The sequence below is a fragment of the Rhodovulum sp. P5 genome (assembly GCF_002079305.1).
In the GTDB taxonomy this organism is placed as follows: Bacteria; Pseudomonadota; Alphaproteobacteria; order Rhodobacterales; family Rhodobacteraceae; genus Rhodovulum.
Window position 1 is genome coordinate 1,854,793 of the sequence record NZ_CP015039.1, and the last position, 13,272, is coordinate 1,868,064.

General features: G+C 64.1%; 13 protein-coding genes. All 13 read right to left on the reverse strand.

Annotation, left to right across the window (positions count from 1 at the left end):
- Nucleotides 1–63: 63 nt before the first annotated feature.
- The 13 genes from dxs to RGUI_RS09060 all read right to left on the reverse strand — a co-directional run bounded on the left by dxs (nucleotide 64) and on the right by RGUI_RS09060 (nucleotide 13,177).
- The gene (dxs, locus tag RGUI_RS09000; protein ID WP_081532745.1) at nucleotides 64–1,983 is read right to left on the reverse strand and encodes a 1-deoxy-D-xylulose-5-phosphate synthase; all 1,920 of its coding nucleotides are present in this window, start codon (nucleotides 1,981–1,983) and stop codon (nucleotides 64–66) included.
- Nucleotides 1,984–2,171: 188 nt separating this feature from the next.
- Complete coding sequence (gene pufC, locus RGUI_RS09005; RefSeq protein WP_081532746.1) at nucleotides 2,172–3,263, reverse strand: photosynthetic reaction center cytochrome PufC; 1,092 nt, start codon at nucleotides 3,261–3,263, stop codon at nucleotides 2,172–2,174.
- 3 nt (nucleotides 3,264–3,266) lie between these two features.
- Nucleotides 3,267–4,235 (reverse strand): photosynthetic reaction center subunit M, encoded by a 969-nt coding sequence (gene pufM / locus RGUI_RS09010; protein WP_081532747.1) that lies wholly within the window; start codon nucleotides 4,233–4,235, stop codon nucleotides 3,267–3,269.
- Between the two features lie 2 nt (nucleotides 4,236–4,237).
- Nucleotides 4,238–5,098: a photosynthetic reaction center subunit L gene (gene pufL / locus RGUI_RS09015; RefSeq protein WP_081532748.1), complete on the reverse strand. Its 861-nt coding sequence runs from the start codon at nucleotides 5,096–5,098 to the stop codon at nucleotides 4,238–4,240.
- A gap of 144 nt (nucleotides 5,099–5,242) precedes the next feature.
- Nucleotides 5,243–5,401 carry a light-harvesting antenna LH1, alpha subunit gene (gene pufA / locus RGUI_RS09020; RefSeq protein ID WP_081532749.1) on the reverse strand — a complete coding sequence of 53 codons (159 nt, stop codon included), beginning with the start codon at nucleotides 5,399–5,401 and terminating at the stop codon, nucleotides 5,243–5,245.
- A 14-nt stretch (nucleotides 5,402–5,415) separates the two neighbouring features.
- A complete protein-coding gene (gene pufB, locus RGUI_RS09025) occupies nucleotides 5,416–5,562 on the reverse strand; it encodes a light-harvesting antenna LH1, beta subunit (protein WP_081532750.1) in 147 nt (48 codons plus the stop codon).
- 126 nt (nucleotides 5,563–5,688) lie between these two features.
- Nucleotides 5,689–5,910 carry a cytochrome PufQ gene (pufQ, locus tag RGUI_RS09030; RefSeq protein ID WP_081532751.1) on the reverse strand — a complete coding sequence of 74 codons (222 nt, stop codon included), beginning with the start codon at nucleotides 5,908–5,910 and terminating at the stop codon, nucleotides 5,689–5,691.
- Nucleotides 5,907–7,388 carry a chlorophyllide a reductase subunit Z gene (gene bchZ / locus RGUI_RS09035; protein ID WP_081532752.1) on the reverse strand — a complete coding sequence of 494 codons (1,482 nt, stop codon included), beginning with the start codon at nucleotides 7,386–7,388 and terminating at the stop codon, nucleotides 5,907–5,909. The genes pufQ and bchZ overlap by 4 nt, the downstream gene beginning before the upstream one ends.
- Entirely contained in the window at nucleotides 7,388–8,968 is a 1,581-nt protein-coding gene (gene bchY / locus RGUI_RS09040; protein WP_081532753.1) for a chlorophyllide a reductase subunit Y, read from the reverse strand. Before bchY ends, bchZ begins: the two co-directional genes overlap by 1 nt.
- Before the next feature lie 132 nt (nucleotides 8,969–9,100).
- On the reverse strand, nucleotides 9,101–10,102 hold the full coding sequence (locus tag RGUI_RS09045; protein WP_081532754.1) for a chlorophyllide a reductase iron protein subunit X: 1,002 nt from the start codon (nucleotides 10,100–10,102) through the stop codon (nucleotides 9,101–9,103).
- Nucleotides 10,092–11,039 (reverse strand): chlorophyll synthesis pathway protein BchC, encoded by a 948-nt coding sequence (gene bchC, locus RGUI_RS09050; protein ID WP_081532755.1) that lies wholly within the window; start codon nucleotides 11,037–11,039, stop codon nucleotides 10,092–10,094. Before bchC ends, RGUI_RS09045 begins: the two co-directional genes overlap by 11 nt.
- 120 nt (nucleotides 11,040–11,159) lie before the next feature.
- Nucleotides 11,160–12,308: a methyltransferase gene (locus RGUI_RS09055; RefSeq protein WP_081532756.1), complete on the reverse strand. Its 1,149-nt coding sequence runs from the start codon at nucleotides 12,306–12,308 to the stop codon at nucleotides 11,160–11,162.
- Nucleotides 12,308–13,177: a polyprenyl synthetase family protein gene (locus RGUI_RS09060; protein ID WP_081532757.1), complete on the reverse strand. Its 870-nt coding sequence runs from the start codon at nucleotides 13,175–13,177 to the stop codon at nucleotides 12,308–12,310. The genes RGUI_RS09055 and RGUI_RS09060 overlap by 1 nt, the downstream gene beginning before the upstream one ends.
- Between the last annotated feature and the right edge of the window lie 95 nt (nucleotides 13,178–13,272).

Here is a 13,272-nt window from a genome sequence, read left to right on the forward strand (position 1 = left end):
CCGCGCCGAAAACGCCAAAGGCCCCGGCACATCAGCCGGGGCCAGCGCTTGCCGACCAGCGCCTCAGCCCCGGACCGCGGCGAACTGGCCCGGGGCCAGCCCCAGCGCCTGCATCGCGGTATCGGCCACGTCGCGCGCGGTCAGTCCCGCCTCGGCATACATCGCCGCGGGGCTGTCCTGCTCGATGAACTTGTCGGGCAGGGTCATGGTGCGCACCGCCAGTTTGCCGTCCAGCCGCCCGGTCCGGGCCAGCCAGTGCAGGACCAGCGCGCCAAAGCCGCCCTCGGCCCCATGCTCGATGGTGACCAGCGCCTCGTGCTCGGCCGTCAGGCGCGCGATCAGGTCGGTATCCAAGGGCTTGGCGAACCGCGCATCGGCAACGGTGCAGGAAATCCCCCGCGCCTCCAGCTCCTCGGCGGCGGTCAGACAATCGGCAAGGCACGGGCCCAGCGACAGGAAGGCCAGCTTGGTCCCCTCCTTCACGATGCGGCCCTTGCCGATTTCCAGAAACTGGCCGCGCTCGGGCATTTCCGCGCCCACGCCCTCGCCGCGGGGATAGCGGAACGCGATGGGCCCTTCGTCGAAGGCCGCTGCGGTGGCGACCATGTTCTTCAACTCTGCCTCATCGGCGGCGGCCATCACCGTCATCCCCGGCAGGTTCGACAGGAAGGCCACGTCGAACGCGCCGGCATGGGTCGACCCGTCAGCCCCGACAAGCCCCGCCCGGTCGATGGCAAAGCGCACCGGCAGCTTTTGCAGGACCACGTCATGCACCACCTGGTCATAGCCGCGCTGCAGGAAGGTCGAATAGATCGTGCAGAACGGCTTCAGCCCCGAGGCCGCCATGCCCCCGGCAAAGGTCACCGCATGCTGTTCGGCGATACCCACGTCGAACACCCGCGACGGGAAGCGGTCCTGCATGATATTCAGCCCCGTGCCCGAGGGCATGGCCGCCGTGATCGCCACGACCTTGGGGTCGCGGGCCGCTTCCTCGGTCAGGGTCTGACCAAAGACAGAGGTATAGGAGGGCGCGTTGCCCTTGCTTTTCTTCTGGGTGCCCGAGACGACGTCGAATTTGGACACGCCGTGATACTTGTCCTTCGCGGTCTCGGCCGGGACGTAGCCCTTGCCCTTGACCGTGCAGACATGGATCAGCGTCGGCCCCGAGGCCCGCGCACGCGCCGCGCGCAGCACGGTCAGAAGCTGGCTCATGTCATGGCCATCGATCGGACCGACATAGTCGAAGCCCAGTTCCTCGAACAGCGTGCCCCCGCCCGGGAAACCGGTGACCAGTTGCCGGGCCCGGCGCGCCCCTTCGCGGATCGGCCCCGGAAGCGTGGCTTCGAAATCTTCCGCCATGTCCTTGAGCTTGCCCAGCGGCGTTTCGCTGTAAAGCCCCGAGAGATATTTCGACATCGCACCCACGGGCGGGGCGATGGACATCTCGTTATCGTTCAGCACCACGAACATCCGGCGCTTTTCGTGGCCGGCATTGTTCAGCGCCTCATAGGCCATGCCGGCGGAAATCGACCCGTCGCCGATCACCGCCACGGCGTCGCCGGTCGGCTGGCCCATGTCGCGGCCGACCGTAAAGCCAAGAGCCGCGGAAATCGAGGTTGACGAATGGCCCGCGCCGAACGCGTCATAGTCGCTTTCGGACCGTTTGCAGAACCCGGCCAGCCCGCCGCCCTGGCGCAGCGTGTGCATCCGGTCGCGCCGACCCGTCAGAATCTTGTGGGGATAGCATTGATGGCTGACATCCCAGATCAGCTTGTCGAAGGGCGTATTGAAGACCGCATGCAGCGCCACCGTCAGTTCGACGACACCCAGCGAAGAACCCAGATGCCCGCCGGTCTGCGCCACGACGGAGATCACCTCCTCGCGCAATTCCCGGGCAAGCTGCGTCAACTCCGGCTGGCTCATCCCCTTGAGGTCCGAGGGACCGGCGACACGATCGAGGGTCGGGGTCTGGGGCTTTGTCATTGGTCTTCTCCCGCGCGTTTCTCATGAAAAAAGCGCCATGTGGATCAGTCTCCACATGGCGCCAGTGTCCTGTGTCTGACAGGAAGGGAACCGGGGTGTGGAGGCCCCGAATACCGGGCCCCGTGAAGAGCCCGATGGGAGGAATGCCGCGGCCCTTGTTCGCGAAGGCCGCGGCATCCGTGTTCAGATCACTGACCGGAGGCCAGTTCCGGCCATTCGGCGACCATGTCCTTGCCGTTCAGCGGGCTCACGACGCCCATGTGGCAGGTCATGCAGTTCACCTTGGCCGACTCTTCGCCCAGGATCTCCGAGCGGGGCTCGTAGAAGGTCTGGTTGATGTCGATCGACATCTGCTGGGCCAGCGTGGTGATGGACCATTGCGGCGTCACCTGGGTCGCATCGTAGAAGGCGCGGGTGTTGTGGCAGTAGACACAGCCCACATCCAGCGCGTTCGCCTGATGGTTCATCAGGTTGAAGGTCCGCTCGGCATCTTGCCAGACGGGATCGCCCGGCTGCTGGTCGACGCGGCTTTCAAGATCGCTGACCTTGATGCTGTTGCCGTCCAGCAGGAACTTCTCGACACCGTCCACCGGCAGCGAGGAGTACTCGCTCTGGGTGTACTTGTGCACGAAGTCCGTCGCCGTGTGGGCGCCTTCGAACGTCAGCAGGCGGTTCTGGATCGCTGCCCAGCCTTCGGCTGCCGAGTTCACCGCACCCGCCTTGAGCCACGAGCCCGGAGGCGTCGGCTGGCCACGGTGGCAGGTGTAGCAGTTCACGCCGCGACCGTCGGACGCCAGGTTATGGGTATCCCAGTCGTCGTTCAGGTACTGCGTGGCCTCGATGCAGTTCTTGGTGATCGCCAGCTTGGTCTGGTCGGCTTCCTCGCTGTTGACCAGCGAGATTTCCGTTCCGGTCCAGGCGGACATGGCCTTGGTCAACTGATCGAAGTTGGCCTGATCCATGTCGCCAAAGGCGATCACGTCCCCGTAGGCTTCGGCAGCCGTCGGCGTGCCTTCCGCCACCTCGACCCGTTCGAAGACCGGATACTCGGCCGCGTAGGGATCGTTCTGGGGATCGTCCTTCACGAACTTGGAGACAGCCATGCCGATGCCGCGCGGGCCCGTCTGGAAGTCGGTCGTCTTGTAGGGGTTGTCGAGGGCCACGATCAGAGCTGCGGCTGCGGCTGCGGTCGTCACCGTCCCCACGAGGATTGCCGGACCCATAAGGTCATTCGGGTTTTCCTCGTTCCATTTGAAGAACCACTTGGGAAGTCTCAGCATGGTTCAGCCTCCTTGACCTTGATAGGCTTCAAAGCCGTAGGGTTGGTCATACGAGGGCGCGAAGTGGTGCTCTTGTGCCCAGATGAACCAGTTGTCGACAACCGTACCGGAGAGGAGGATGCCGATCCCGCCCGTGATCGGGGTGAGGACAGCGAACCACCAGGCCCAACGGTGGATACCTTCCATCGTCGCGTTGAAGCCCATCGTCCAGCGCCAGAACAGCGCCGCACGTTCCGCGGCGGTCCCGCGATCGTAGATTTGCTCCAGCTCGCGGTCGCCGCCGAAGCGGGTCACGGCGAGGATGGTGCCGCCGTGCATAGCGAACAGCAGGGCAGAGCCATAGAGGAACGCAATCGAGAGCGCGTGGAACGGGTTGTAGTAGAGGTTGCCGTAGCGGATCGAGAACGCGGTCGTCCAGTCGAGGTGGGCGAAGATGCCGTAGGGCACCATTTCCGACCAGGACCCCATCAGGATCGGGCGGAAGAAGCCCAGCACCATCCACAGCCACATGGCGGCGAGGAAGGCATAGGCGATGTGCTTGCCCATCTTGTGCTCGACGGCCAGCATGTAGGTACGCACCCACCAGAGCCAGACCGAGACGAGCAGGAAGAAGCTCGCGATCATGTACCAGCCACCGTCATGCAGCGGCGGGAACTGGAGGCCGTATTCCGGGCTGGGCGGTTCCAGCGCCAGCCAGAAGCCCTGACGCAGGAACTGGACGATCGACCAGTCCACTTGGCTCAGCATGTTGAGCCCGACGATCACGAACCAGGTCAGACCGGCGAAGAGCGAGGCCACACCAGCATAGCCGAGGTAGATCGGACCAAGCTGGGCGTTGCCCATCCAGCCGAGGATCGGGAAGTTGCCGATACCGCCGACGCGCTCTTCCATCATGTTGTTGTCGTTGTCCATGCCCCAGTCGCCGGGGCCCTGAACTTGGACCTGATTGAAGATGTTCTGATACTCAGCCATGATTACAGTCCCCCTTGGCCAGCACCAGCCGGTGCAACGTCCGGCCAGATCGGCATGTTGCTCCACCAGGTCCACCATTCAGGCCAACCTTCGGTCCAGAGCGGGCCGGAGATGATGATACAGACCGCCGAGAAGAAGACCGCGTTGATGGCCAGAAGCCAGCCGAGGCGGTGAATCCCGAGCGTCCCGATCGAGTAGCCGATGAAGTCGCGGAAGAAGGTGTCTTCGTGATCCGGCGTCTTGGCCTCTTCACCCTTTTCGGGGTTACAGGCCGACAGGACCAGGCCACCATGCATCGCAAGCGCAAGACAGGTGGTGAAGAACAGCGTCACACCGAGCATGTGGAACGGGTTGTAGTGGAAGTGCAGGTACGCATAGCCCGTGTTCGACACCCAATCGAGGTGGCTGAAGATGCCGTACGGGAAAGCGTGACCCCAAGCGCCCAGCAGCAGCGGGCGGAAGACTTCCAGGCAGAGGTAGGCGAAAATAGCCATGCTGAACGCGATCGGGACGTGGTACCCGATGCCCAGCTTGCGGCTGATTTCGACCTCGCGCAGGGCCCAGCTCACGAATGCGCCGATAGCGCAGACGGTGATCCATTGCCAAAGGCCGCCTTCGGCCAGCGGCGCAAGGCCAAGGCCGTAGCTAAGATCCGGCGGGGCCACATGGATGACCCACGGATTGAATGTCCCCTGCAGCGAAGCGCTGTAGAAGATCAGAATTGTGCCGAGGGTGGCGAAAAAGGCTGTCGTAACTCCGAAGAAGCCTACAAAAAAAGGCCCCACCCAAAAGTCGAACAGATCGCCACCGATGAGCGTCCCTCCACGGACGCGATACTTTCTCTCAAAACTGAGCAGTGCCATCGTCTGTCTCCGCAAATGGCGGCCGCGTCCGTCTGGGCCTCAGCCGTCCTTTTTTCTTCGCGATAGCTGCGGGCGGAAGATCGGGGCTCCCGCCCGCAGCGATGGTGTCACTTCCAGGTGCTGTCCACCGGAAGGCAGCGCCTATTAGGACGCGGCCTCGGCGGCGACGGTCAGCCAGTTGAAGTAGGGGTTGCTGAGCACGAAGAGGTGAATCATCACAGCCAGCAGGAAGAGGAAGACGCCCTGTGCAACGAGAACACGACGGGGGTCGAAGATCATCCAGATCTTGTAGAATTTTGCCATTTTTCAGGTCCTCCTCAGAGCCACGGACGCCAGATGTAAACTGCCAGGTGAGCCAGAACGGCCACAGCAGAGAACAGCCAAAGCCCGCTCATGTAGACAGCGTGCACTTCTTGCGCCTGCTCGTCGGTAAGACCCGAGAACGACAGATCAGATTCAGCCATTAACTTTCCTCCGGATCGTCAGACTGATGCCGCGCACCCCGGCGGCCGGGTTCCAGCAAGACACCATGCCTTGCCAGTATTCGCCCAACCGGGGGGATGGGCGAATTCGATGAGCTGCCTGATGTCTCAGGCAGCGAATATCATGGGCGTGATGATCCGCGCCTGGCTCCAGGCGCGGGCGATCGGGCCCTTGGTTTTCAGATCACCCCGTTTCACCACGGCCAGTACGGTCGCGATGACAGCCAGCGGCAACGCGGCAAGGAAGATGATCGTGAAATAGACCATGAATTCCGCTTTCGGCGGGCGGTGCGAGCGCACCAGATGGACATCGGAAGTCTGGTCGGTCATTTCGCGTCTCCTTTTGAAACACTTTCAAAACCGGCGGGCGCAAGCGCCTCGACGGTCTCACGCACCACGCGTTCCGCGCCCTGCTCCAACGCGGCTTTTTCCGCCGCGTCGCGCAACGACTTGGCGGCAGAAATGCGGGTGAGAACCGGATGTTCGGCCACGATGCGGTCCAGAAGCGCCTGTGCGTCCTGATCCCACGGGAAATCGCGGCGAAGCCGGGTGGGTGTCGCTGCGGCCGAGTCCATCTCGGTGCCCAGCGGCAGAATGTGGAAGAGCGCGTCGAAGAGAGAATTGCACACTTCCTGAACGAGGTAGGTCGCCCCGGCATAGCCCATGAAGGGCGTGCCCGTGGCGCGCCGGATGGCGGCACCGGGGAAGCCTGCGGGGATGAAGGCCGGCTTGGGCCCATGCCCCGCGCCCAGTTCGGCGAGGTAGATCTTTTCGTTGATCGAGCCGAAGACCACCAGCGGGCGCTTCTGCGCCATCATGGTCCGGACTTCCTCGTTATCGGTCTTGGCGCCGCGCTTGCGGGCGACGGCAAAGGCACAGGGCAGACCCAGATCGCTTTCCAGGAAATGCCGCACGCCGCGGGCATAGGTTTCGTTCGCGACGATGGCGAAGGTCGCCGTCGCGAAGAAATCCTGCGTCACCGACCGCCACAGATCCCAGACCGGCTTGATCGTCGAATGCTTCTCGCGCTCGATGAACGGTTCGGGGTCAAGGTCCAGCATCTCGCCCAGCTTGCGCAGGAACTTGGTGGTCGAGTCGATCCCGATCGGCGCCTGCAGGTAGGGCTTGCCCAGAACCTCGGCCAGACCGCGGCCGAATTCGCGATACATCACGATATTCGCATCCGCGTTCACCAGGTCCCGCATCTCGGCCACATGGGCGCCCAGCGGCATCACCATGTTGACCTCGGCCCCGATGCCTTCGACCAGACGCCGGATCTCGGCCAGGTCAGAGGGCATGTTGAACACGCCATACATCGGCCCGAGGATGTTGACCCGCGGCTTGGCGCCCTCTTCCCGCTTCTTCTCCGGCGGCATCCGACCCTTGGTCATGCCGAATTCGGTGAAGATCCACGTCATCGCGCGGTCAGCGGCTTCCCACTGATCCTCGTCGATGGTGCGCGGCAGAAAGCGCTGGATGTTGGTGCCCATCGGGGTGACGCCGCCGCCGATCATCTCGGCGATGGAGCCGGTGACGACCACCGCCGGAAGCGCGGGGTCGAGCGTTTGCCAGGCGCGTTTCATCGCGCCCTCGGTGCCGTCGCGACCCAGTTCTTCCTCACCCAGACCGGTGACGACGATGGGCAGTTCATGCGGCGGCAGCGCATCGGTGTAGTGAAGAACGGAGGTGACCGGCAGATTCTCGCAGCCGACAGGGCCGTCAATCACCACCTGCAGGCCCTTGGCAGCACAGAACGCATAGACTGCGCCCCAGTACCCTCCTGCCCTGTCGTGATCCAGCACCAGCATCAGATCATCTCCTGCGCCTTCTCGGCGCGTCTCTTCTTCTCAAGTTTCTTTTCCTGGAGAGCGCGGAATTCCGGGTGGAGATTCGGATCACCTTCCCAGACACCGGCTGTGTCTCCCTCGCCCACACCTTCGAAGAATTCCTTCATCGACGCCATGCGTCGCTTGTTCGCAATGGCCGCATTTACCACTTGCGCGAGCGATCCTGCCCCGGCCGGACCCATCAGCGGGCGGGCCGAAATCAGATTCGTGAAGTAGAGAGATGGGATTCCCATCTCTTTCGCGGCCTGTACGACGGGCGTCGTTCCGATGGCCAGATCGGGTTTGATCGCCTCGACGGCGGCCTTGTCGTCTTCCAGGGACGCGCGGTAATTCACCTTCACGCCCTTGGCTTCCAGCCATTGCCGATCTGCCGCTGATTGCGGCGTCTTCGGGCAAGCCGTTCCAACATAAGGGATATTTGCGCCCGACTCGATCAGAAGACGGGCTACCAGAAGCTCTGATCCCTCATAGCCCGAGAGGGTGATCGTGCCGTTGACCGGGGCACCGGCCAGCGCGCCCTTGATCGCGGGCAGGAAGATGTTTTGCGCCTGGGCGACCTTTTCGGCGGGCAGCCCGAAGGCGTCGCCGATATTCGCCAGCCACTCGGCTGTGCCATCATGTCCCACCGGGGCAGAGCCCACGATCGGGCGCCCCGCCGCGTCGAATTCACGCATCGCAGAGGTGTAGAACGGATGGATCGCCGCCACCGCGCCGCAGTCGAGTGCGGCATAAAGTTCACGCCACTCCCGCGCGGGCACAACCGGCCCGCAGGCCAGCCCCAACGGCTCCAGCATCTGGCCGATCACGATGGGATCTGCCGGGAACATTTCGCCCAGAAGCGTGACGGTCGGACGGTCGGAAACCCCGCCTTCGGGCGCGGCCACGGGGCCGGCCTCGATCTCTTGCCGGGCATAGTTCAGCATGGCCCCGGCGAGGACGTCTTTCGCCTCCGCATGGGTCGGCACACCGAATCCCGGCACGTCGATTCCGACGATTCGCACCCCGTTGATCTCGTCCGGCAGCAGGCGCAGCGGCACGCCCGACGCGGTCGGCACACACAGATTCGTCACCACGATGGCGTCGTAACGCTCCGGGTCGGCAAGCTTGTGCACCGCGTCGCGGATATCCTCGAACAACTTGCCGGTGACCAGCGTCTCCGAGCTGAACGGCACATACCCCACCGAGCGCCGCGCGCCGTAGAAGTGGGAAATGAAGCTGAGCCCGTAGACACAGCAGGCCGAGCCCGACAGAACCGTCGCCACCCGCCGCATCCGCAGGCCGACGCGAAGGGAACCGAAGGCCGGGCACATGCTTTGCGGGCGGTCGTGCGGGCCCATCGGATAGTCTTTTCTGAATTGGTCGAGGAGGTCGGACGCGCCCGCCTCGCGGGCTGCCTTTTCCATCTCGTCCCCGGCATGGCACCCCATGCCGTCGCCCGGCGCCATGGCGGCGCTGCCGCAAGACCGTTCTTCGGCCTCCCGCGGCGCGCCCTCGATCACCTCGGCGGTGTGGGCATCGTCGTATTTGACCTCTTCGGTCATGTTGCCTCCAGTTCGCGCAGAGAGGCCACGGCCATCCGGCGGGCACCCTCTTGGAGTTCATTGCTCACGGTGTTCGATTCAGGGCGCACAGGGCGCCCGCGCGCCCCGACCCAACGGTCGAGAGCGCGGCGATCAGGCATCGTCGTACACCACTTCCAGCGATTTCTTGGGCTTGGCGTTCTTGCCGCGCATGTCGGCATCGGTCGCCGGGGTCAGTTCGAAATCGGCACCGACATCTTCCGGTGCGAACAGACCCAACAGCCCGTCATTGTCCAGCGGCGCCGGCCGGATCGGCGGCGCTTCGGCCACGGCCTCGGCCAGGGCGGCGAACATCGGACCCCATTGGCTCGCCTGCGTGCCGACGATCTGGTAATTGGCCGACTTGCGCCGCAGATCTTCGTCCGCCGGGATCGCGGACAGAACCGGGATACCGACCGCATCGGCAAAGGCCTGCGCCTCGCCCGTGCCGTCATCCTTGTTGATGACCAGCCCCGCGACGCCGACATTGCCGCCAAGCTTGCGGAAATACTCCACCGCCGAGCAGACATTGTTGACCACGTACAGCGATTGCAGGTCGTTCGACCCGACCAGGATCACCTTTTGCGCCATGTCGCGGGCAATCGGCAGGCCGAAGCCGCCGCAGACCACGTCGCCCAGGAAGTCGAGCAGCACATAGTCGAAATCCCAGTCATGGAAGCCCAGCTTTTCCAGCAGTTCGAACCCGTGGATGATGCCACGCCCACCGCAGCCGCGGCCAACCTCGGGCCCGCCAAGCTCCATCGCGAAAACGCCGTTCCGCTTGAAGCAGACATCGCCGATCTGCACTTCTTCGCCGGCGAGCTTCTTCTTGGTGGAGGTTTCGATGATCGTCGGGCAGGCCTTGCCGCCGAACAGCAGCGAGGTCGTGTCCGATTTCGGGTCGCAGCCGATCAGCAGAACGCGCTTGCCCTGTTCGGCCATCATGTTGCTGAGGTTGGCCAGCGTGAAGGACTTGCCGATACCGCCCTTGCCATAGATCGCGATGATCTGCGTCTTCTTGGTGGGCTCGGTTACGGGAATGTCGTCCAGCGGTTCGTTCGCTTCGTCACGCAACCGTTGGTCGATGTCTTTGATATTCGGGACGTCAAGCGTCATGCACGGCTCCCCAGTTCAGGATCATTTTCAGACAGGCAGGATCGTTAAAGGCGGTTTCATAGGCTTCTGCGGCCTTTTCCGCCGGTTCGCTGTGGGTAATCAGCCCCCCCAGCGACAACGCCCCCGCTTCCACAAGCTGACGCGTTGCAATCAGGTCATCGCGTTCCCATTCGGCAGCGATGCGCAGCCGGGCCTCCTTCATGAAGGCGGGCGGGAAAGCGAATGACAACGGGTCCGTGTAGAACCCCGCAAGCACCACCTCGCCGCCCTTGGCGATGCGGGTGATGAGCGTATCGAGCAGCGACCCGACGCCCGAGGCATCGTAGATCGTGCGGTAATCCATTTTCGGATCGTCGTCGGGGTGGAGCACTTCATAGCCCTCTGCCCCGGACTGCCGGTCGGGATTGATCTCCCACACCGTCGGGGCGGGCGCACCGGCGGCAATGGTCAGACGCGCCAGCAGGCGGCCAAGCACACCATGGCCCACGATCAGTTCGGGCATCTTCTTGTCGACGCCCGCCAGCGAATGCCGCGCGGTCGCGGCCAGCGCCAGCAGCGCGCCTTCGGCCCCCAGCCCCGGGTCGATCCGGGTCACGCGGCTGCAATCGGTCACCAGGCGGCGGGCAGAGCCGCCGAACAGGCCGAACGCCCCGTCATAGCAGTTGGCCCCGGGCACGAAGACCCGTTCACCGACCTTGAAGTTCGTCTCCGACCCGGCCTCGACCACCTCGCCCGCAGCCTCATAGCCCGGGACCAGCGGATAGCCCATGCCGGGGAACGGGGGCATGTTGCCGGTATAAAACAGCTTTTCGGTGCCAGTGGAGATGCCGGAATGGGAGATCTCGACCACAAGGTCTTTCGACCCAGGCTCCGTCAGCCCCAGCTTGCCAAGGCCGATATCCCGCGGCCCCTTGAGGATGACAGCAGTGGTTTGCATGGGCGTCTCCCATCCCTTCTTATCCGACAGCGTCGGGACTCACTCTTCGGTGAATTCGTGCGTGACAGTGTACTTGGATGGGCCGAAGTGTCAACTTTCTTAGACAGATCGGCCCGGCCATTATGTCGCCCCAGGCTTACACCCCGTCACGACCGAGGTGACATAGGGCCGGTGGGTCCGGGGCATCTTGATATCCGCGAACCCGGCCTCGGTCATCAGCGCCGCGATTTCGGCCTGAGAGCGAACCTTCCCGGTCTGCATGGCCATGCAGTAGAAGGCGAAATAGTTGTCCCCAAACCGCTCTGGCCGGTCGCCGCCCGACATCGGTTCGGACACGATGAACCGCCCACCCGGCGGCAACGTGGCATGGATCTTTGCCATCAGCGCGCGCACGGTGTCGTCCGCATGGTCGTAACAGACGCGGATCAGCGAAATCGCATCCGCCCCCTGCGGCAACGGGTCGTCCCGGAAACTGCCCGCGGTGACGGTCGTCCGGCCCGACATCCCCGCCGCGGCAAACCGCGCCTCGGCCGAGGGCACGACGGCCGGCAGGTCGAACAGCGTCATGGTCAGGTCGGGGCAGGCCTTGCCCACCGCTGCCAGAAAAGCGCCGGTGCCGCCGCCCACGTCCAACAGATGCGTGATCCCGTCGAAAGAGATCGTGCGCAGCGTCTCTTCCGCAACCAGCGTCTGGCTTTCGGACATCAGCAGGGAATAGCGTTCGGCCACCTCGGGGTTTTCCGCCGCGCCCGCGCCGAAGACATAGGGCCAGAAATGCGCAAGCTCGGTGTCCTTCTCGCCGCGCAGCATGGCAATCGGGTCGGCCATGTCGCGGTAAAGTACATCATGGTGGCGCACCATGCCAATCACCCCCGGCACGCCCATCAGCGCCGCGCCAAGCGAGCCAAGCTGATAGCCGTTCCCCACCCGGTCGAACAGGCCCAGCGCCGTGGCCGCGCGCATCAGCGCCTCCATCCGCACTTCGGGCACGCCACAGCGGTTCGCCAGCACGGCCACGGTCTGCGGCGCGTCGCAGGTGGCCTCCAGCAAATCCAGTTCCACCACGGCCCACAGCACCTGGCTGTGCACGAAGCCCGCGATCAGATCGAAAAGTTTCTCCCCTTCTTTCCGGGACTTGGCCCGGGTCAGGGGAAACTTGCTCGCCCAGCTTTGGAAGGCGGGAGAGGCGATCTTGTGGTTACGCCAGCGACGCCAGTTGAACCCGCGCTTGGCCTGCGCGGGGGCGGGGGTCGAAACGGTATCGGTCATTACTCTGCGGCCTGAAACGCCTTGGCCGGCACCAGCCGCTCGGCCATCTTCTGCACCAGTTGCGCAAGCTGCGCCTCGCCCGGACAGGAGGGGATGGAGGCAATAGCCCCCGACAGGATATCCTGAAACCGCTGAACCGCGCCCTCGACCCCCAGTTCGGTGACCGCGCTGGGGCGGCTGTTGGCCTCGTCCTGACCGGCGGGCTTGCCCATCTCGTCGGCATCCAGCAGCGCGTCCTTCAGGTCGTCGGCCACCTGGAACGCCTCGCCAATGCGGTCGCCCAGTTCTTCCCAAAGCTCGGCATCCTGCCCCGCGGCCACCGCGCCCATCTGGGTCGCGGCGATGAACAGCGCCCCGGTCTTGGCCTTGTGATAGGCGGAAAGATTGATCTCTTCCTCGCTCTCCCAGCCTTGCCCCGCGCAGATGCCATAGGGCATGCCGGTGCGCTTGCCGATGATGCGGATCATCTCCATCGCGCGCTCACAATCATGGTGCGCGGCCCGCGCGATCACCTCGAACCCGGCGACGATCAGGCTGTCCCCGGTCAAAAGCGCCAGCGGTTCGCCGTAAGCCTTGTGCAGCGCGGGCTTGCCACGGCGAATATCGGCATCGTCGAAACATGGCATGTCGTCATGGACGAGGCTGGCACAGTGGATCAGCTCGACCGAGGCCGCCGCCGCATCCGCCAGTTCCGGCTTGTCGTCGCCGCAGGCCAGCGCCACGTTCAGGCAGATCGTGGGCCGGATGCGTGCGCCCCCGGGCGTCAACGCATATTCGAGGGCCGAGGCCAGTTTTGCCGGGGGCGTGCCTGCCTGCCCCTCTGCAATCGCCCGGGTGATCGCCGCTTCCACGCGCGCCGAGATGTCCATGGACAACTCCCATTTTCTGCTGTTCAGTCCCGCGCCCCTCGCATGTGTCAGGCAAACGAGACATTCAAAGTTGTAAATCAGGATGGACAGTCTAT

What these genes read in the sequence shown, in the direction of transcription:
- dxs (WP_081532745.1), bottom strand. Translation starts at nt 1,983, where the DNA reads ATGACAAAGCCCCAGACCCCGACCCTCGATCGTGTCGCCGGTCCCTCG.
- pufM (WP_081532747.1), bottom strand. Translation starts at nt 4,235, where the DNA reads ATGGCTGAGTATCAGAACATCTTCAATCAGGTCCAAGTTCAGGGCCCC.
- pufB (WP_081532750.1), bottom strand. Translation starts at nt 5,562, where the DNA reads ATGGCTGAATCTGATCTGTCGTTCTCGGGTCTTACCGACGAGCAGGCG.
- pufL (WP_081532748.1), bottom strand. Translation starts at nt 5,098, where the DNA reads ATGGCACTGCTCAGTTTTGAGAGAAAGTATCGCGTCCGTGGAGGGACG.
- bchY (WP_081532753.1), bottom strand. Translation starts at nt 8,968, where the DNA reads ATGACCGAAGAGGTCAAATACGACGATGCCCACACCGCCGAGGTGATC.
- bchC (WP_081532755.1), bottom strand. Translation starts at nt 11,039, where the DNA reads ATGCAAACCACTGCTGTCATCCTCAAGGGGCCGCGGGATATCGGCCTT.
- pufQ (WP_081532751.1), bottom strand. Translation starts at nt 5,910, where the DNA reads ATGACCGACCAGACTTCCGATGTCCATCTGGTGCGCTCGCACCGCCCG.
- pufA (WP_081532749.1), bottom strand. Translation starts at nt 5,401, where the DNA reads ATGGCAAAATTCTACAAGATCTGGATGATCTTCGACCCCCGTCGTGTT.
- RGUI_RS09055 (WP_081532756.1), bottom strand. Translation starts at nt 12,308, where the DNA reads ATGACCGATACCGTTTCGACCCCCGCCCCCGCGCAGGCCAAGCGCGGG.
- pufC (WP_081532746.1), bottom strand. Translation starts at nt 3,263, where the DNA reads ATGCTGAGACTTCCCAAGTGGTTCTTCAAATGGAACGAGGAAAACCCG.
- RGUI_RS09045 (WP_081532754.1), bottom strand. Translation starts at nt 10,102, where the DNA reads ATGACGCTTGACGTCCCGAATATCAAAGACATCGACCAACGGTTGCGT.
- RGUI_RS09060 (WP_081532757.1), bottom strand. Translation starts at nt 13,177, where the DNA reads ATGGACATCTCGGCGCGCGTGGAAGCGGCGATCACCCGGGCGATTGCA.
- bchZ (WP_081532752.1), bottom strand. Translation starts at nt 7,388, where the DNA reads ATGCTGGTGCTGGATCACGACAGGGCAGGAGGGTACTGGGGCGCAGTC.